Source organism: Exiguobacterium sp. SL-10 (assembly GCF_004337025.1).
Taxonomy (GTDB): domain Bacteria; phylum Bacillota; class Bacilli; order Exiguobacteriales; family Exiguobacteriaceae; genus Exiguobacterium.
Genome location: NZ_SJUP01000005.1, coordinates 1 through 16,746 on the forward strand (window position 1 = coordinate 1; position 16,746 = coordinate 16,746).

At 53.7% G+C, this 16,746-nt stretch carries 18 protein-coding genes; 3 read left to right on the plus strand and 15 right to left on the minus strand.

Annotated features, from left to right (window positions below; genetic code table 11):
- Nucleotides 1–215: 215 nt before the first annotated feature.
- From EVJ33_RS07065 to speE, 4 genes are all read right to left on the minus strand, one after another.
- A complete protein-coding gene (locus EVJ33_RS07065; RefSeq protein WP_131435759.1) occupies nt 216–1,166 on the minus strand; it encodes a sodium-dependent bicarbonate transport family permease in 951 nt (316 codons plus the stop codon).
- Nucleotides 1,167–1,359: 193 nt separating this feature from the next.
- Nucleotides 1,360–1,728, minus strand: a complete 369-nt coding sequence (locus tag EVJ33_RS07070; RefSeq protein WP_131435761.1) for a Na-translocating system protein MpsC family protein — start codon at nt 1,726–1,728, stop codon at nt 1,360–1,362.
- A 2-nt stretch (nt 1,729–1,730) separates the two neighbouring features.
- The gene (gene speB / locus EVJ33_RS07075; protein WP_131435762.1) at nt 1,731–2,612 is read right to left on the minus strand and encodes an agmatinase; all 882 of its coding nucleotides are present in this window, start codon (nt 2,610–2,612) and stop codon (nt 1,731–1,733) included.
- Nucleotides 2,609–3,448 (minus strand): polyamine aminopropyltransferase, encoded by an 840-nt coding sequence (speE, locus tag EVJ33_RS07080; protein WP_131435764.1) that lies wholly within the window; start codon nt 3,446–3,448, stop codon nt 2,609–2,611. Before speE ends, speB begins: the two co-directional genes overlap by 4 nt.
- Before the next feature lie 204 nt (nt 3,449–3,652).
- Here speE and EVJ33_RS07085 point away from each other — a divergent pair, with 204 nt between their 5' ends.
- A complete protein-coding gene (locus EVJ33_RS07085) occupies nt 3,653–4,573 on the plus strand; it encodes an EAL domain-containing protein (protein ID WP_201739676.1) in 921 nt (306 codons plus the stop codon).
- A 38-nt stretch (nt 4,574–4,611) separates the two neighbouring features.
- Here the strand turns inward: EVJ33_RS07085 and EVJ33_RS15425 are convergent, their stop codons facing one another.
- Nucleotides 4,612–4,755, minus strand: a complete 144-nt coding sequence (locus EVJ33_RS15425; protein ID WP_161566909.1) for a hypothetical protein — start codon at nt 4,753–4,755, stop codon at nt 4,612–4,614.
- A 132-nt stretch (nt 4,756–4,887) separates the two neighbouring features.
- Between EVJ33_RS15425 and cls the strand changes: the two genes are divergently transcribed.
- On the plus strand, nt 4,888–6,417 hold the full coding sequence (gene cls, locus EVJ33_RS07090) for a cardiolipin synthase (RefSeq protein ID WP_131435766.1): 1,530 nt from the start codon (nt 4,888–4,890) through the stop codon (nt 6,415–6,417).
- On the opposite strand, the gene EVJ33_RS07095 is transcribed toward cls, so the two are convergent.
- The 9 genes from EVJ33_RS07095 to ypfJ all read right to left on the minus strand — a co-directional run bounded on the left by EVJ33_RS07095 (nt 6,393) and on the right by ypfJ (nt 14,755).
- Complete coding sequence (locus EVJ33_RS07095) at nt 6,393–6,926, minus strand: TVP38/TMEM64 family protein (protein WP_131435768.1); 534 nt, start codon at nt 6,924–6,926, stop codon at nt 6,393–6,395. The genes cls and EVJ33_RS07095 overlap by 25 nt on opposite strands.
- 59 nt (nt 6,927–6,985) lie before the next feature.
- On the minus strand, nt 6,986–8,248 hold the full coding sequence (locus EVJ33_RS07100) for a dicarboxylate/amino acid:cation symporter (protein WP_131435770.1): 1,263 nt from the start codon (nt 8,246–8,248) through the stop codon (nt 6,986–6,988).
- A gap of 157 nt (nt 8,249–8,405) precedes the next feature.
- On the minus strand, nt 8,406–8,909 hold the full coding sequence (locus EVJ33_RS07105) for a YwhD family protein (RefSeq protein ID WP_131435772.1): 504 nt from the start codon (nt 8,907–8,909) through the stop codon (nt 8,406–8,408).
- 57 nt (nt 8,910–8,966) lie between these two features.
- On the minus strand, nt 8,967–10,019 hold the full coding sequence (locus EVJ33_RS07110; RefSeq protein WP_131435774.1) for a DUF871 domain-containing protein: 1,053 nt from the start codon (nt 10,017–10,019) through the stop codon (nt 8,967–8,969).
- 54 nt (nt 10,020–10,073) lie between these two features.
- Entirely contained in the window at nt 10,074–11,447 is a 1,374-nt protein-coding gene (locus EVJ33_RS07115) for a PTS transporter subunit EIIC (RefSeq protein WP_131435776.1), read from the minus strand.
- Between the two features lie 12 nt (nt 11,448–11,459).
- The gene (murQ, locus tag EVJ33_RS07120) at nt 11,460–12,353 is read right to left on the minus strand and encodes an N-acetylmuramic acid 6-phosphate etherase (protein WP_131435778.1); all 894 of its coding nucleotides are present in this window, start codon (nt 12,351–12,353) and stop codon (nt 11,460–11,462) included.
- Between the two features lie 138 nt (nt 12,354–12,491).
- Complete coding sequence (locus EVJ33_RS07125; protein WP_236634563.1) at nt 12,492–12,896, minus strand: GNAT family N-acetyltransferase; 405 nt, start codon at nt 12,894–12,896, stop codon at nt 12,492–12,494.
- 47 nt (nt 12,897–12,943) lie between these two features.
- Entirely contained in the window at nt 12,944–13,792 is an 849-nt protein-coding gene (locus tag EVJ33_RS07130; protein ID WP_131435782.1) for a MurR/RpiR family transcriptional regulator, read from the minus strand.
- Nucleotides 13,793–13,900: 108 nt separating this feature from the next.
- Nucleotides 13,901–14,755: a KPN_02809 family neutral zinc metallopeptidase gene (ypfJ, locus tag EVJ33_RS07135; protein WP_131435784.1), complete on the minus strand. Its 855-nt coding sequence runs from the start codon at nt 14,753–14,755 to the stop codon at nt 13,901–13,903.
- Nucleotides 14,756–14,919: 164 nt separating this feature from the next.
- Here ypfJ and EVJ33_RS07140 point away from each other — a divergent pair, with 164 nt between their 5' ends.
- Nucleotides 14,920–15,108 carry a 2-hydroxymuconate tautomerase gene (locus EVJ33_RS07140; RefSeq protein ID WP_131435786.1) on the plus strand — a complete coding sequence of 63 codons (189 nt, stop codon included), beginning with the start codon at nt 14,920–14,922 and terminating at the stop codon, nt 15,106–15,108.
- Nucleotides 15,109–15,150: 42 nt separating this feature from the next.
- Here the strand turns inward: EVJ33_RS07140 and EVJ33_RS07145 are convergent, their stop codons facing one another.
- Nucleotides 15,151–16,737 carry a Na/Pi cotransporter family protein gene (locus tag EVJ33_RS07145; RefSeq protein ID WP_131435788.1) on the minus strand — a complete coding sequence of 529 codons (1,587 nt, stop codon included), beginning with the start codon at nt 16,735–16,737 and terminating at the stop codon, nt 15,151–15,153.
- Between the last annotated feature and the right edge of the window lie 9 nt (nt 16,738–16,746).

The following is a 16,746-nucleotide window of genomic DNA, read 5'->3' on the forward strand; positions in this document are numbered from 1 at the left end:
CGAGAGGCCACCCAGGGGCGGCCTCTCACGGCGCTCATCCGACGGCGCCGGAGACTCCTGAGGGATCAGCGAGCGGAGGGAGACCCAGCAGCGACAACGTCGCGATGCGGCTCCCTGCTCGCCCCTAGGAAAGCGGAGGCGCCAAGAGGATGAGCGAAAACATTCTGTTAGTCAACAATCTGAAGCCCTGTCTCATCATGAGACAGGGCTTGTTTTCAAGTGACGATTGAAATGAACAATGGGATGCCGACGAGCAAGTTGAACGGGAACGTGACGGCGAGAGCGAGCGTCAAATAAAACGACGGCTCCGCTTCCGGGACCGATGCTTGGAGCATGGCCGGTGCGGCGATGTACGATCCGCTCGCCGCGAGCGTCATCAACAGAATCGTTCCCCCGTCAGACAATCCGGCCATACCGGCCGCGAAAAAGCCGATGGTCGCGCCAACGAGTGGGAACGTCATCCCGACGACTAAAAATTTCACCCCATACGATGGTACCGTCTTCAGCTGATGGCCGACCTTTACGCCGAGACTGAGCAAAAATAACAACAACACACCCGGGAACAAATCGACGAAAAACGGGGTCAAGGCCGACGTATCTGGCGTGACAAGGCCGACGACGAGACCGGCCAGGAGCAGTAAGATACTTTTCGAGAGCAGACTGTCGCGGATGACGGAGAGTGACTGGCTCGGTGCAGCCGTAATTCCGAGAACGCGGCTTTGATTGTACAACAACAGTGCGACGACGAGACCTGGAATCTCGAGGACGACGACGAGTGTCGTCATGAACGGTTCATAACTGATACCGAGACGTTCAAGCTGGGCCGTCGCCGCAACGTACGTCACGAGTGAAACCGACCCGAACGTGGCTGCCATGGCGATTCGTTCCGGAAACGTGAACTTGAGAAGAAGTCCAAGGCCGAACGCGACAAGCGGAAGCACGATACCGAGCACGAGCGTCACAGCGAGCGGGAGTGCCAACTCGTCCATCGATACAGAGGCGAGTCCCATCCCTCCTTTCAATCCAATGGCGAGCAGTAAGTACAAATTGAGTGTGATACTGAGCGACTCAGGAATTTTCAAATTCGACTTGCCGAGGGCAGCAATCACACCTGTCACAAATAGGAGCACCGGGGCGCTCGTCATCAAAAACGTCAATAGTTCCATCTTTTCCTCCTAGACGACAAAAGCGCACACCAAAGAAAGGTGTGCGCTGCATGCCGACGGCTCGAACACGTTCGCTCCGTCTAGCCGACAACTGTCGGGTTTTTAGTTCATCAGCTCCGGGCCAGGACGACGGGAAAATCGCACGGACACTTCCCAATCCTGAACCGTCTCTGACTCTAGTTTAAAAATGTCGTCACGGCTTGTCAATCCCAGCATCCCACGGTGCATCAAGTCGAAAGACGATGAGGCGTTCCCCTGTCTTCGTGCTGATATCCGTATGAAGCGAGACGAGCCGTCGACCGAGCACGTCATACAAAATCGTCTCGAGCTGAGCCCGGCCTGATTCGACGAGGTTGTTACGGTATTTCTTCAATTGCTCACGACCGGCCGATTTGGCGGCCAGTTCGTACTCGGCTGGGGTCAAGACGCCTTGAAGCGTCACGATGGCCAAGTCGCGGAGCAGGTCTGCCTTACACGTCAAAGAGCCACGCCCGAGATACTCTTTCTCCCATTGGGTGATGCGAGCACTCAGTTCCATTTCGAGCTGACCTTTTTTCGGCATCGTTACTTCACGAATCCAATCATCATCTCGCGAAGGATTTTCGCTGCGGCGATGGCCGTCATGTCCGATTGATCATAAGCTGGTGATACTTCGACGAGGTCGGCACCAATGATGTCGAGGTCGGCGTTCGCGATGGCATGGACCGCTTCGAGCAATTCTTTCGTCGTGATGCCGCCGATCTCTTGCGTACCCGTTCCCGGTGCCGCCGATGGATCGAGGACGTCGATGTCGATCGTGACGTACACTTTTTTCCCAGCGAGTGTCGGTAACACGCGTTTGAGCGGTTCGATCACTTCATATTGATACATGTTATAGCCGACTTCTTTGACCCAGTCGAACTCTTCTTTCATCCCCGAACGAATTCCGAACGAGTAACAGTTCGATGGCCCGATGAGTTCGGCCGCTTTTTTGAGCGGTGTCGAGTGTGACAACGGCTCGCCTTCGTATTCGTCCCGGAGGTCCGTGTGCGCATCGAAGTGAAGAATGACGAAATCGTCGCCATACGCATCGTGCATCGCCTTGATGACCGGCCACGTGACGAGGTGTTCCCCACCCATACCGAGCGGGAACTTGCCTGCTTGGATGATGTCTTTGACGAACGACTCGATCATGTCGAGCGACTTCTGGGCGTTCCCGAACGGAAGCGGGATATCACCAGCGTCATAGACGGCGGCTTCACTCAAGTCTCCGTCAAGGTACGGACTGTATTCTTCAAGTCCGATTGAGACTTCACGGATCCGGTTCGGACCGAAACGTGAGCCCGGACGGAAACTGACCGTCCAGTCCATCGGCATCCCGTAAAGCACCGTCTTCGCATCTGTGACTTCTGGCAGGCTCGCAATGAATACTTTGCCTGAGTAGGCTTCATCGAAACGTTTAATCATTTCGTCAAGTCCTCCACAAATTTAGGAAGGACGAATGCCGCATGGTGTAGCTTCGGCGTGTAGTACTTCGTCTCGATATCATGGAAGCGCTCGGCCGGTACTTGTTCCGGGTCGTACTGCTTCGAACCGATTGTGAACGTCCACATGCCACTCGGATACGTCGGTACGTTCGCCGTGTAAAGCTTCGTGATTGGGAAAATCTCTTTCACGTCACGTTGAACCGTCTGGATGAGCTCCGGCGTGAACCATGGGTTGTCCGTCTGCGCGACGAAGATGCCGTCGTCTTTGAGTGCTCTCGAGATTCCAGCGTAGAATCCTTTCGTGAACAAGTTGGCCGCTGGGCCGACCGGTTCTGTCGAGTCGACCATGATCACGTCGTACTCGTTCTCTGACTCGGCGATATGCATGAAGCCGTCGCCGACGATGACTTCAACGCGCGGGTTATCGAGTTCGCCTGCGATATTTGGTAAGTATTTCTTTGAATATTCAATGACTTTCCCGTCGATGTCGACGAGAACTGCTTTTTCGACTGATGGGTGTTTCATAATCTCACGGATGACGCCGCCGTCTCCGCCGCCGACAACGAGCACGTGCTTCGGATTTGGGTGCGTAAAGAGTGGGACGTGAGCCACCATCTCGTGATAGACGAATTCGTCCTTATCCGTCGTCATGACCATTCCGTCAAGTAACAACATTGTTCCGAACTCGTCCGTTTCGACCATTTCTAGTCGTTGAAACTCCGTTTGTTCGCTCTCATAAACGTGGTTTACACGGAACGTGATCCCGTAATCTTCTGTCTGGTGCTCCGTAAACCATAATTTTAATTTTTGGTCCATCGATAGAACCCCTTTCTGATTAAAAAGTTGTTCGTATGCGAGTGGCGTTTTGAGGCGCTTCTTATTCATACGATAGGAAGTATACAAAAACTGTCCGCATTTTGCACGATTTTTTTATTTATTTGCCCATCCGCGTGAGTTTTCTGTGAGGTTTAGCCGATAAACTGGATATAGATGTATTTTTAATTGGAAAGGAGAGATTCTATGTGGTCTCCTTGCGTGGCTTGTTCCACGACAATCCCGTTCTTTGAACGGGGCTTGTTAGTCGTCAACGACCAACATCATCCATACGAATCATTTGATGAGCTCAAGACTAAGTTATCTTTAGTCGAGGACGATGTCTATTGTGTCGACCCTGCCACGAAGCAGCAAACGCCAATTCTGTCGGCAGTCGATTTGCTTGAACAGATTGCCAATCGTGATACGATCGAGCTTATCCAACATGGGGAGTTCGAAAGTCACTTGCAACCGATCGTCCATCTCGATACGGGCGAGCGGTTCGGTTACGAGGCGCTCCTCCGCAGTAAGAGCAAGATCTCACCGGGAGAACTATTTCGCGCCGCCAACCGATACGGACTGCATTCAAAACTTGATCAACGCGCTCGAGCTGAAGCGATCAAAGCAACGTACCACGCTGTCGCACCCCATGAGAAGACGTTCATTAATTTTTTGCCGTCTACGATTTACAATCCTGATTACTGCTTACAACACACGTTCGAAATCATCGACCAGTATGGACTCGATGCGGATCGATTCATCTTTGAAGTCGTTGAGACAGAAAAAGTTCGAGATGTCGCCCACCTTCAACATGTGTTCGCTACCTATAAGAAACGTGGAATGAAAGTGGCTCTCGACGATGTCGGTGCCGGGTTCTCGACGCTTGACATGTTAGAGCGCCTTGAGCCGGACTACGTCAAAATCGATCGATCGTATATTTCATTTTGTGACCAGGATGCTGAGAAGAGAGCATTCTTAAAGAATGTCCGCCAATTGACCAGCTCGATGGAGATTACACTCCTCGCCGAAGGCATCGAACGCGCTGAAGAAGTGGACGTCTGTCGCGAACTCGGGTTCGATCTCGCCCAAGGTTATTACTTTGGGAAGCCGTCCCCTTATGCGCTTTGACGCAACAAAGGCCTAGAGCACACGCTCTAGGCCTTTTTTTAATCCTCGTCTTCCTCTTCGTCCATGTCTTCTTGCATCTCTGTGTCTTCATTGTTCATCGGTTCTTCCTCGGCTCCCCCGCAAGCCCCGAGAATGATGCCTGTCGCCAATAGCGACGCGGCCAATGTACCTTTTTTCTTCATCACGAACACCCCCTTTTATGTTGTGTCGTACAGTACGGTTAATTCCCCTGCACTTCACGTTGAAACGTTTTTTAGGTTAAGAACGTGTAAACGGTGGAAAGAAATTAGAGATGATAACTGAAAAGAAAGAAGGTGTACTGGTTGAAACGACGCGTCTGGCAACTCCTCATCATGATTGTACTCGGCATCTTCCTTCTTGGTTTGCTTTATTCGATTGATGGGCTCATCCCATTTTTAATTGGTGCCGCCATTCTCATCCCGCTCATTGTCGGTTGGCATATTTTGTTCGATCACGTGCAACCTCAGGCCAAACTTGCTTGGCTGCTCGCCGTCTTATTTCTCCCGTTCCTCGGCGCCCTCGCCTGGATGCTATTCGGTCGAACACCACGTCGGCACCGTCGCATCAAACGAACCTCGACCGAAATACGTTTGTTCCGGCAAGCAATTGAAGAAGAACGGATTGAAACGACAAACGACGTATCCGATTGTTTTCCGCTCACACGAACACTCGAGAAGCTCGGGGCGACCGGTGCGGATGGTCATACATCGACGAAACTACTCGTGAACGGCGAGGAAAAATTCGATGCTGTAATTCAAGACATCGAGCAAGCGACTCATCATATCCATGTCCAGTACTATCTGTTCCGGACCGATGAAATCTCACTGAAGATTCGCGACGCTTTAATCAAACGATCTAACGAGAACGTCACCGTCCGCTTTTTATATGACGGTCTCGGGAGTCAAGAGATTAGCGAAGCATTTCTCGAACCGCTTCGCGAGTCGCGTGTCCACGTCGAGGCGTTCGACCCGGTCGTTCACCCGCTCCTCGTCTTTAACGCCAACTTCCGCAACCATCAAAAGTTAATCGTCATCGACGGACAGATTGCTTACACCGGTGGATTGAATGTAGGAGATGAATATCTCGGTAGGCATAAGAAACTTGGTTTTTGGCGTGACACCCATCTGCGCGTCGAAGGACCGCTCGTGCGAGAACTTCAGCGTTTATTCATCGAGAACTGGCTATACGCCGGACATGAGGAAGAGAGCGAAACGTGGGATTTATTCGCCGACGCCCAACATCTTCCGAAATACTTCATTCACGAGCCGCAAGACGGAAACGGGGCGACCCAACTGCTCGTCACATCACCCGGGAAAGACGTGACGATTCGAGACGGGCTCATGGCTCTATTGATGGAGGCGAAAGAATCGATTTGGATGACGACCCCTTACTTGATTCCGCCTCCCGAAATGCTCGCGCTGTTAGAAGTCGCCGGCAAGCGCGGCATCGACGTCCGAATCGTCGTCCCCGGAAAAGGAGACGAATGGTTCAGTTTCCATGCGACCGAGTATTATTTCGAGCAGCTGATCAAACGCAACATCCGGATTTATAAATACAATCGTCATTTTATCCATGCTAAAACCGTCCTCATCGATGGCAAGATTGCGCTCGTTGGGACGGCTAACTTCGATTTTCGGAGCATGTATTTGAATCATGAGATGACGATTGCCCAGTACGAGACGTCATCAGTCAAGGAACTTCAACAAGCGTTCTTGAAAGACTTTGACGAATCGATTCTCGTCGATTGGTCGATGCTTCGTAAGAAATCGAACGGTAAACGGTTCGTCGAGGCGTTCTGTCATATCTTCTCGCCACTTCTTTGAGACAAACGCCAAACGACGTATAGGACGGCGAGAACGGCGACGAGAACGAGCTGCCATCCGGTCGACACGGTCAGGACAGCCGTGACGGCAAGCGCCTCAATGAATAGCGCCGGTACTTTTCCGATGGTGCTCGCTACAGCGAACGAAGGGAGCGACATCCGACTGAACGCGGCCGACAGCGTGACGAGACCGGACGGCACGAACGGCAACAGCCGGAGACCGAGGACGAGGAACCAAGCCTCGACGCCTTCCGCCTCACGGAGACGCCGCAGCCGCTTCCCGTCCGGTGACGTATATCGATGAAGCGCCTTGCGATACAAAATGAAACTGAGCACAGCCCCGGCCGCCTCGCCGATGATGGAGACGGTGACACCCGGTCCGAACCCTAGCAGTTGCACGTTCAGCGCCGTCAAAAATGCGCTCGGAAGCACCCCGGCGACGGCGATGAGCGCATTTAACAAGATACTGATTACAATAAACAACGGGATTGGCAAAGCTGCCCATTCCATACATTTCCCTCACTTCAAGTGAAAAGGCTGGCCCATCAATTGACGGGTCAGCCTTTTGCTTATTTGGCTTCGACTTCATCCCACGCGTCTTCATCGACAGGTGGAAGGTGTTTCTCTTCAAGTTTCGAGACAACGACCGCGCATGTTGCGTCGCCGGTAATGTTGACCGACGTCCGGAGCATGTCGAGAATCCGGTCGACACCGATGATCAGGGCAATCCCTTCGACCGGTAAGTTGACCGACTGCAAGACGAGCGCGAGCATGATGAGCCCGACACCTGGTACGCCCGCCGTCCCGATTGAGGCGAGTACCGCCGTGATGACGACGGTCACCAGTTCAGTCATCGTCAAATCAGCCGCAAACACTTGCGCGATGAAAATCGTTGCGACCCCTTGCATGATGGCCGTCCCGTCCATGTTCACTGTCGCGCCGAGCGGCTGGACGAATGAAGAGATGGAACGTGGCACGCCGAGTTTCGTCTGGGCGAGCTCCATCGATACAGGAAGCGTCGCGTTCGAAGACGATGTCGAAAACGCGAGCGTGATCGCTTCGTAGAAGTTTTTAAAGAAGAAGACCGGACTCATCTTCCCGAGCAAGACGAGCGCCCCGCCGTAGACGATGACCGAGTGTAAAAATAGCGTCAAGACGACGGCGAACATATACCATGCCATCGCTTTGACAGCATCGAGTCCGATTCCGCCAATTGCCGAGGCAATCAACGCGAACGCACCGTATGGGGCGAGCTTCATGACTAAGTGAATCAAGTGCATCATGATGCGGTCGCCTTGTTTGACGAAACGGCGCCACGTCTTGGCCCGTTCGCCGAGCGCGATCATCGCGAATCCGATGAGTGCCGCAAAGACGATAATTTGAAGCATGTTCCCTTCGGCGAGCGCTTGAATTGGGTTCGTCGGAATCATGTTAACGAATGTCTGCACGATATTTGACGATTCCTCCGTCGATGTTGATTCAAATTCCAATCCAGTCGTCGGGAAATCACCACGCTCTCCCGGTTTGATGACCGAAGCGACACCCATCGCCAAAATGATGGCGAGCGCTGTCGTCGTCAAGAAGAAGAGGAGCGCCTTCGATCCGACCCGCCCGAGCTCTTTCGGGTCCCCAAGACCCATGACGCCGAGAATAATCGAGAAGAAGACGATCGGGACGACTAGCATTTTAATCAAATTTAAAAATACAGTACCGATTGGGGAAAGGATATACGTATTGACGACGTCGTATACGTTACCGGACAAACCGGCGAGCCCTAGCCCGACAACGACCCCTAAGGCGAGGCCAATTAAAATTTTCTTCGTTTCACTCATCGTGTCACCCTTTCTTTTTTGCACAGTGCGTTTAGTATAGCATAATGCTGAATATTCATACAATTACCGTAAAATCACAACATCATAACAAATTCATGTTCCCATCTTCCCTTGAACGAAAACAAAAAAGATTGGAGACCGAAACGGTCCAATCTTTTCACTCGGCATCGAGACGCGCAAGTTCGGTTTGAAGTTCGGTAGATTGCTCCCAAATCTCAGGACGATGTTCTTTCAAGAACGCAGCGAGCACGCTTCGTGACGGTGCGTCCATCATGTCAATCAGGATGCGTCCTTTGAGGGACTTGTCCATCTGATTGACGTGGTATGGCAATAGCTTATAGCCACGCCGCGCCTCGAGGTCGATTGACATGTCACATGCTGCGACACCGCCATAATAGAACCCTTCCGGCTTCCGTCCGACCGTGACCCAGACGATCCAGTACGGTTTCCCGTTCGGTACCGCTTCCGGGTCCGTTAAAAACTTGATGCGTTTTTCGATCGCCGATTTGGCATGCATGGCCCCCATATCGATGACCGCGGTCCCCGCCTCGACATCGATGATGACAGGAGACATATTGTTCAAACTGAGCGAACCGACCCCAAAGCCGCCATGGCCATCGGTCGAATCGTCAGCGACGATGTTAAAATTAATCTCTTTCATGGCATTCCCTCCCTCTCTACTGTACACAAAGACGAGGGAATGTGGCAATCCGGAACGTCAGCACCACTCGATTCGAAACTTCGTACCCGGTCCAATCGTTTGGATGAGCGGCCGGTCTGCCTCGATGACGCGCCCCAGGACGTTGACCCGTTCGTCTGCCACCAAATCGCGTTTCGTCACTTGCAGCTCACCAGCATAACGCCCATACTTCGCATTGTCGACTGTGACCGTCCCGAGCGGACGCGGTTTTGCTGCCATCGGTTCGAGCAAGCGGTCCCCCGGACGGCCATAGCCCCTCGATTCGACCGAGCGGACGACGTCACGTGCCGGGTCCATTCGATTCGTCTGGACGCGATAAAAGGCGGCCTCGATTGTCGTCTCCGCTTCGGCCCGAAGGACAAGCATCTCGTCGGCGTGTGAAACGAACTGTTCTATCGTCTCATCAGCGAGCCCCGGATCGCCGATTAAAATGCGGTCGACCGAATCAACAAGGTCCATGTAGCAAGCAAACGTCGACAACAGGCGATGATCCTCGAGCGTCGGGAGCCGTTCGAACAGCGGTCCGCGGAGTGTCCCGTCGCCAGGAATGAATGCCTGGACGCTCAGTCCTTGCCGCTTGAGCCAATCGTTCTTGGCATCAAACCAGTCACGATCAAGCCCCGTCTCCGGACGTGGATAGAAGTTGTGCCACGCCTCGACGTTGCCCGTCACGAGACCGTGTTGCTTCATCTCTATGAGTTCCGCTTCAGACAGCGTGCTCGCGTTCAAGGCGACCGTCATTCGAGTCGACAAGTCGGCGACTTGTTTCGGCGTCACACCGTAATCGACGCGCAGTCCCGTCACGCCCCATTCGGTGAGCGTGTGGGCATCGTCCCACGTCTTGCCGAGTGCGGCGAGCGACGTCGGTGCGATATCGGCGAATAGTTCCATATCGAGCTCTCGTGCGAGCGCCCCGAGATCACGAAGCCGTTCCGTATACACTGACGTGTCATCCTCCGGAATATGAAGTGACGTGAACAGCGATGCAAAGCCAATCTCTCGCATGCGTTCGACCCATGTCTTGAACTGTGGTGTGAGCGGTTCACTCAAATAAACCGATAATCCTTTCATCAGAAAACCCTCCTCGTCAAATGAAAAGGCGACTCCAAAGAGCCGCCTCGGTTGTTAAATCCCGTCTGCCATTTCTTCTTTGAAGCCGAAGAAATACGTGAAGATGAAGCCAGCCGTATACGAAATCACGAGACCTCCAATATACGTCAAGTACATGCCGTTGTCGATGAGTGGCGTGAGCGAGAGACCAGAGACCCCAATTCCGAGCGCTGCCGTCTTCATCGTCGCTTGGAAGGCACCGCCGACCGCGGCTCCCATACAAGCCGTCAAGAACGGACGGCCAAGCGGAAGCGTGACCCCGTAAAGGAGCGGCTCACCGATTCCGAGGAATCCGACCGGGATGGCCCCTTTGATGATGTTGCGGAGGCGTTGGTTGCGCGTCTTCACGAAAATCGCGAGCGCCGCACCGACTTGTCCAGCCCCAGCCATCGCCAAAATTGGTAAGAGTGCCGTGTTCCCGACCGTGTTGAGCAACTCCAAGTGAATCGGCGTGAGTCCGTGGTGCAACCCGACCATGACGAGCGGCAAGAAGAATCCAGCAAGTACGGCACCAGCGACCGGTCCGCCGACTTCGAGCACAGCGTTAAGCCCTTGCATGATCCCGTCCGACAAGACGCCTGCGACCGGCATGATCGCATAGAGCGCTGTGAAACCGACGACGAGGACCGTGAGAAGCGGTGTGAAGATGATATCGACTGCTGTCGGCATGAAGCGACGTACGTGTTTCTCGATGTACGTCATGAGCCAAGCCGCAAAGATGACCCCGAACAATCCACCCCGTCCGACGACGAGCGGTTCCCCATAAATGGTGATATCGGCGAGCATCGGGTTGAAGAGAATCCCCCCGGCGATGGCACCGAGTACCGGCGTCCCGCCGAACTCTTTCGCTGTGTTCCACCCAACGAGAATGGCGAGATAGGCGAAGACCGTGCTACCGAGCAATAAGAGGATTTGCATCCACGTTTCGGTCGGGTCGACCCCGGCGTTCTTCGCGAAGTTGGCAGTCCCATTGATGATACCTGAAGCGACAAGTCCCGGAATGAGCGGGATAAAGATGTTCCCTAAGCGACGCAAGAAGCGCTTGAACGGCGACTTCTGTTTATCTTTCACTTTTTGACGTTCGATGGCCGCCCGTTCGTCCGGCGTCAAGTTCTCATCGACCGACTCTTCCCCAATCGCAAGACCCGTCTCACGGCTGAGGTGGTCCGCCACGCGGTTGACTGTCCCCGGACCAACGACGATTTGCAACGTCTCATCATCGATGACACCCATGACACCATCGATTTGTTTCAAAGCGGCGAGATCTGCTTTCGTCGGATCTTTGAGCGCCAAGCGCACACGTGTCATACAGTGCGCGAGTTGACGAATGTTATCTTTTCCCCCGACATGCTCGAGTATCGCATGTGCCAGAACCTCTTCTTTCTTCATCTCGAATCCCCCTTATAGTGCGTCACGGACAAATCCGTTCGCACGCTCTAATCGCTCGACTGCCTCCGCATGCGGGACATCGGCTAAAATCATGACGATCGCCGTCTTGACGTGCCCACCGGATGAATCGAAATAACGCGCGGCCGTCTGTTCGTCGACCCCTGTCGCTTCCGCAATCATCCGTTTGGCCCGTACTTCCAACTTCTCGTTCGTCGGTTGCACGTCGACCATCAAGTTTTGATACACTTTCCCTACCCCAATCATCGACGCCGTCGAGATCATGTTGAGGACGAGTTTTTGCGCCGTCCCTGCTTTCAAGCGCGTCGAACCGGTCAACACTTCAGGACCCGTCTCGACTTCGATCTTATATTCGGCGTGGTCGCTGATTTTTGATCCTTTGTTACAAGATAACGCAGCCGTCGTCGCACCGACCTCGCGAGCGTAATCAAGTCCGCCGATGACGTACGGTGTCCGTCCGCTCGCGGCAATCCCGATGACGGTGTCGAACGCATTCAAGTGAAGCGCTTTCAAATCATGGACTGCCAAATCCTTGCTGTCTTCTGCTCCTTCGACGGCTTTGATTAAAGCCCGCTCTCCCCCGGCGATGAGTCCGACGACCATGTCCGGTGACACACCGAACGTCGGCACACATTCTGCCGCATCCAAGATGCCGAGTCGCCCGCTCGTCCCTGCGCCGATATAAATCAAACGCCCGCCTTGTTTGAAGGATGCGATGGCACATTTCGTGACGTCGGCAATAACCGACAGTTGTTCTTTAATGACGTGTGGGACCGATTGATCTTCTTCGTTCATCACGGAGAGGAACTCCTCGACCGCCATCTCGTCCAAGTGCATCGTTCGTTCATTTCGTCTTTCAGTAGCCAGTTTATCTAACATCGCCACCATCCTTTCTTCTCTCTAATTTTATTGTACTAACTTGAAATTAAAAGTCAAACTTATTTAAAAAAATAAGGAAGTTAAATTTCATTAAGTGTGATGCCGAGTATTCTCACAAAAAAACTCGGCCCTATTGGACCGAGCGCTTTAGCTGATGACTTTTTTCAACACATGAACGTAATCGCCCCGTGCCGTGACGGAACCTTTTTCATATACATAACCTTGCCGTTCCCAAAAGCGGCGTGCCCGCTCATTGTGAGGTAAGACTCCGAGTCGAAACACCGTCTGGAACGGACGCATGTACACGTGTTCGAGCTGTTCATACAAACGCGTCGCAATCCCGGTGCCATACAACCGCTCATCGACGATAAACAGCCCGAGCCAAAGCGACCCGTCGACCGGATGTTGCTTCAATAGATCAGCGACCGCGACGATGCCCCGCTCTTCAAAGACGAGACTGACTGTCCCATCCGCTTCAAAGTCGGTCAAATTCTCATCTCGAAACGCTTCCGGGGTCTGCCTGTTCAAGCTCGCGAACACCCGTTGCCGCAAGAGGAATTCTCCGACATCCTCGCGCCTACTCCTCTCGTAAGGATGAATCATCGGCGCAATTTCACCATCTCATCACGCGCTTCAGCATAGCGGTCAATCAATCCCTCGCCTTTTCGGTGCAACAGACCCATATAAAGCGTGTCGATGATTGTCAACTGCGTCATCCTTGACGCGATGCTCGCGATGCGGAAATCACGTTCGACGCTCGGCGTGCATAGTCGGACGTCCGCCTCTCGATAGAGCGGAGATTTATCGAGGTCCGTGATGGCGACGACCGGTACCCCTTTCTTCTTGGCGAAGCGGACGAGTTCGAGCACGTCTTTCGTCCGTCCCGAGGTGCTGATGGCGACGAATACGTCAGTCGGTCCGAGGTGCGGGATAAGGGACAACATGTAATGGAAATCTTGCGACGTCTGCGCCGCATAACCGAGCTTCGTGAACTTGTATTGGGCGTCGTACGCCGCCGTCGACGAGCCCCCGACCCCATAAAACACGACCCGCGTGGCCCGGGCGAACGTATCGATCGCATGCTCGAGCTCGCGTTTGTCCATCGCCTCGGCGCACGCCTCAATCGCCATCTTGTTCACGTGGATGACTTTTTGGAACGAGTCATATGGTGTGTCTTTGTGTTGCAACACGTTGAAGTCAGTGAGCGTCGTCTCGGTAATTGCCAAATCTTTGACGAGGGCGAGCTTGAACGCCTTAAAGCTGTCGATGCCGACGACGCGGGCGAAGCGGACGATACTCGCTTCTGATACGTCCGTCTTTTGAGCGAGCTCTTTCGTCGTCATGTTCGGAACGAGCGTCGAGTGGGTCAAAATATAGTCTGCGATTTTCTTCTCCACAGACGTCATCTCACTTTTAGCGAGTTCGATTTTTTTGAGTAAGGATTCCATCGGGTCATCCCCTTCCTACTTCTAGTTTCTGTTTCCATGATAGCGGATTCTTTCTTCACAAGCCAACTTGGATATGAAAAAAGGCCAAGCCGAAGCCTGACCGCATCATTATAAGTTGTTCGAATTGAACGTATCGCCGCCTTGAATCGTCCCGTTTTGGAACCCTTTGTCGAACCAGCGTTTCCGCTGCTCAGACGTCCCGTGGGTGAACGAGTCCGGTGTCACATAGCCGCGTGCCTGTTTTTGAAGCGTGTCATCCCCGATTTGGTGCGCCGCGTTCATCGCCTCTTCGACGTCGCCGGCCTCAAGATAATCCATCCCTTGGGCATGGTAGGCCCAGACGCCTGCATAATAATCGGCCTGAAGTTCGAAGCGGACCAAATATTTGTTGAACTGCGTCTCACTCATCTCGTTTCGGAGCGGCATGATCTCGTCCGTCGTGCCGAGCAACGTCTGGACGTGGTGACCGACCTCGTGGGCGACAACGTACGCCATCGCGAAGTCACCCGGTGCGTTGAACTGTTGACTCAAGTCATCATAGAAACTTAAATCGATGTATAGTTTTTGGTCACCCGGACAGTAGAACGGTCCGACCGCTGATCCAGCGATACCGCAAGCCGATTCGACTTGATCTTTATAGATGACGAGCGTCGGCTCCCGATACGTCAATCCGTTTTCCGCAAAAATATCAGTCCACACTTCTTCGGTATCTCTTAGCACGACCGACACGAAGTCCGCCATCTCTTCTTCCCGCGCCGAGCCTTCATACGTCTCGGACGATTGTGGCTCGCCAATCCCGATATTGTTGACGATGTCTGCCGGATTGCCCCCGTTGAGCAATGTGAAGACGATGACCAAGATGAGACCGAAGCCCCCGCCAATCCCTGCGATCCCTTTCCCTCCGACACGTTGCCCCCGTCGATCTTCGACGTTTCGACTTGCTTGTCTGCCCTTCCATTTCATGCACCTGTTCCTCCTACGACTAGTCTGTCTTGTTCCTTACCCCGTTTTCACATATTTCGCACCTGCAAATTTATATGACCACGTGTGCGGATTCGACTTTATTCTTCCCAGTCTGTCCGTCTTTCATTAAAATGAAAGAGAACGAACTAAAAGGAGGAAATGTTATGCCATACGTAACTGTCAAGATGCTCCCAGGCCGCACGGTCGAACAAAAACGCGCGTTGATCGAAAAAGTGACGGACGCCGTCTCTGAGACGACGAACGCACCGAAAGAAAACATCACCGTCTTCATCGAAGAGATGGATACGACGCACTACGGCCAAGCCGGCGTCATGCACGCGGATAAAAAGTAACCGACACGACCGCCCTTCCATCTCGGAGGGGCGGTCGTTTTTTCAGTCTTCCAAATTCACTTCAAACCGCTCGCTCGGGACGGTCGGTTTAATGAGATGACGCGTCGCCCGCCAAATGTGATAGCCGATTCGGTCGAGCCATAGGAGGGCCTGCACTTTTTGAATCGTCTGGTTCATCTCGAGCTGATTGGCCGCTGTCTCCTCGAGTAATTCGGCCCGGTGCGCCTTGCGATATTCGGCGAGCTGTTTCGAGGCGAGCTTCCACTGCCGCGACTCTTCCGGGGGCGTGTGATGGTTGAGCGTCTCCACCATGTCGAGTTCATGTAAGACGAGTTGGCGCGCGACCAGGAAGTCCGTATCACGGAGGGCGTCGACCGGGTCGACTTCTCGCATGACGAACAGCCACCGCTCCAAATGGTCAATCGTATGAAGCAGTGACACATGTTGTCCGTAGTCGTTGCGTCCTTGCCCTTCTTCCAATTGAACCATGCTCAAAAAGACACGGACGTCCCCGAGCGTCTTCTCGACGAGTTGCAGTTCATCATCGCGCTTCCGTCCTTCCGCGAGCAACAGTCGCGTCTCTTTGCCGAGATAGCGCTCAATCTCGATTAACGAGCGCCGGGCCGCCTCGAGTGCGACCGTCGGGATGCGGGCCATATTCGGGTTCAAAAAACGAGTCAGCTTCTCCGCCCGGCTCGGGACCCATTTGAGTAATCGGCGGCTAAACGCCTCATGGAACGGTAAGAACGTGAACACGCCGAGCAGATGGAACGACGTGTGAAACAAAGCGAGTCGCAACAGTTCGTTCCAATTGAGACGGTCGGCCACGCCGTTCACGACGCCGAACAAGAGCGGGAAGGTCAGCCAGCCGATGAGTAAAATTGAACCATGGACGAGCACGTGCGCCAACACGATGCGACGAGCCGACTTCCAGCCCCCGATTGACCCGAGCGCGACGACGAGACTCGTCCCGGCACTTTGTCCTAAGACGAGCAGACAGGCTTGGGCGAGCGTCACCGTATCGGTCGCGAGCGCCGTCATCGTCAAGACGAGACCGATGCTCGAAGATTGCAACAGGACGGTCATCAATAGGCCTGTGCCGAGGAGCGCCAGCTGGTGGAGTGGTGTGTCCGTATCCCATCCAGTGAACGAGAACGTAACGACTTCGCGCATCGCCTCCTGGAGCGTTCCGATGCCGACGAAAATGAGTCCGAGTCCGACCATGAGCATGCCGATGCGTTTGACGCGCCGTCCGATTAACCGAAGCGCCATGCCGACTCCGATGAGCGGAAGCAATAGTTCACGGATGTCGACGTTATAACCTAAGAGCGCCACAATCCATCCGGTCGTCGCGCTACCGGCATTCGCCCCGATGACGAGCGTGAGTGCTTGGGTGAACGTCAACAGACCAGCGCTGACGAAACTGATCGTCATGAGCGTCGTCACGGTCGATGACTGGAAGAGTGCCGTCATTGTGGCCCCGAGAAACGCACCTGACAACGGTCCCTCTGCCAACAGGTTCAAGCGTTGCCGGAGCTTTTCCCCGGCCATGTTTTTTAACGTATCCGTCAACAGCATCATCCCGAGTAGGAAGATGCCGACCCCACCGACCAATGTCCCGATCCCCATGGTGTCACT

What these genes read in the sequence shown, in the direction of transcription:
- murQ (WP_131435778.1), bottom strand. Translation starts at nt 12,353, where the DNA reads ATGGTGGCGATGTTAGATAAACTGGCTACTGAAAGACGAAATGAACGA.
- EVJ33_RS07140 (WP_131435786.1), top strand. Translation starts at nt 14,920, where the DNA reads ATGCCATACGTAACTGTCAAGATGCTCCCAGGCCGCACGGTCGAACAA.
- EVJ33_RS07065 (WP_131435759.1), bottom strand. Translation starts at nt 1,166, where the DNA reads ATGGAACTATTGACGTTTTTGATGACGAGCGCCCCGGTGCTCCTATTT.
- speE (WP_131435764.1), bottom strand. Translation starts at nt 3,448, where the DNA reads ATGGACCAAAAATTAAAATTATGGTTTACGGAGCACCAGACAGAAGAT.
- EVJ33_RS07110 (WP_131435774.1), bottom strand. Translation starts at nt 10,019, where the DNA reads ATGAAAGGATTATCGGTTTATTTGAGTGAACCGCTCACACCACAGTTC.
- EVJ33_RS07070 (WP_131435761.1), bottom strand. Translation starts at nt 1,728, where the DNA reads ATGCCGAAAAAAGGTCAGCTCGAAATGGAACTGAGTGCTCGCATCACC.
- EVJ33_RS07095 (WP_131435768.1), bottom strand. Translation starts at nt 6,926, where the DNA reads ATGGAATGGGCAGCTTTGCCAATCCCGTTGTTTATTGTAATCAGTATC.
- EVJ33_RS07085 (WP_201739676.1), top strand. Translation starts at nt 3,653, where the DNA reads ATGTGGTCTCCTTGCGTGGCTTGTTCCACGACAATCCCGTTCTTTGAA.
- ypfJ (WP_131435784.1), bottom strand. Translation starts at nt 14,755, where the DNA reads ATGAAATGGAAGGGCAGACAAGCAAGTCGAAACGTCGAAGATCGACGG.
- EVJ33_RS07100 (WP_131435770.1), bottom strand. Translation starts at nt 8,248, where the DNA reads ATGAGTGAAACGAAGAAAATTTTAATTGGCCTCGCCTTAGGGGTCGTT.
- EVJ33_RS07130 (WP_131435782.1), bottom strand. Translation starts at nt 13,792, where the DNA reads ATGGAATCCTTACTCAAAAAAATCGAACTCGCTAAAAGTGAGATGACG.
- EVJ33_RS07145 (WP_131435788.1), bottom strand. Translation starts at nt 16,737, where the DNA reads ATGGGGATCGGGACATTGGTCGGTGGGGTCGGCATCTTCCTACTCGGG.
- speB (WP_131435762.1), bottom strand. Translation starts at nt 2,612, where the DNA reads ATGATTAAACGTTTCGATGAAGCCTACTCAGGCAAAGTATTCATTGCG.
- EVJ33_RS07115 (WP_131435776.1), bottom strand. Translation starts at nt 11,447, where the DNA reads ATGAAGAAAGAAGAGGTTCTGGCACATGCGATACTCGAGCATGTCGGG.
- EVJ33_RS07105 (WP_131435772.1), bottom strand. Translation starts at nt 8,909, where the DNA reads ATGAAAGAGATTAATTTTAACATCGTCGCTGACGATTCGACCGATGGC.
- EVJ33_RS15425 (WP_161566909.1), bottom strand. Translation starts at nt 4,755, where the DNA reads ATGAAGAAAAAAGGTACATTGGCCGCGTCGCTATTGGCGACAGGCATC.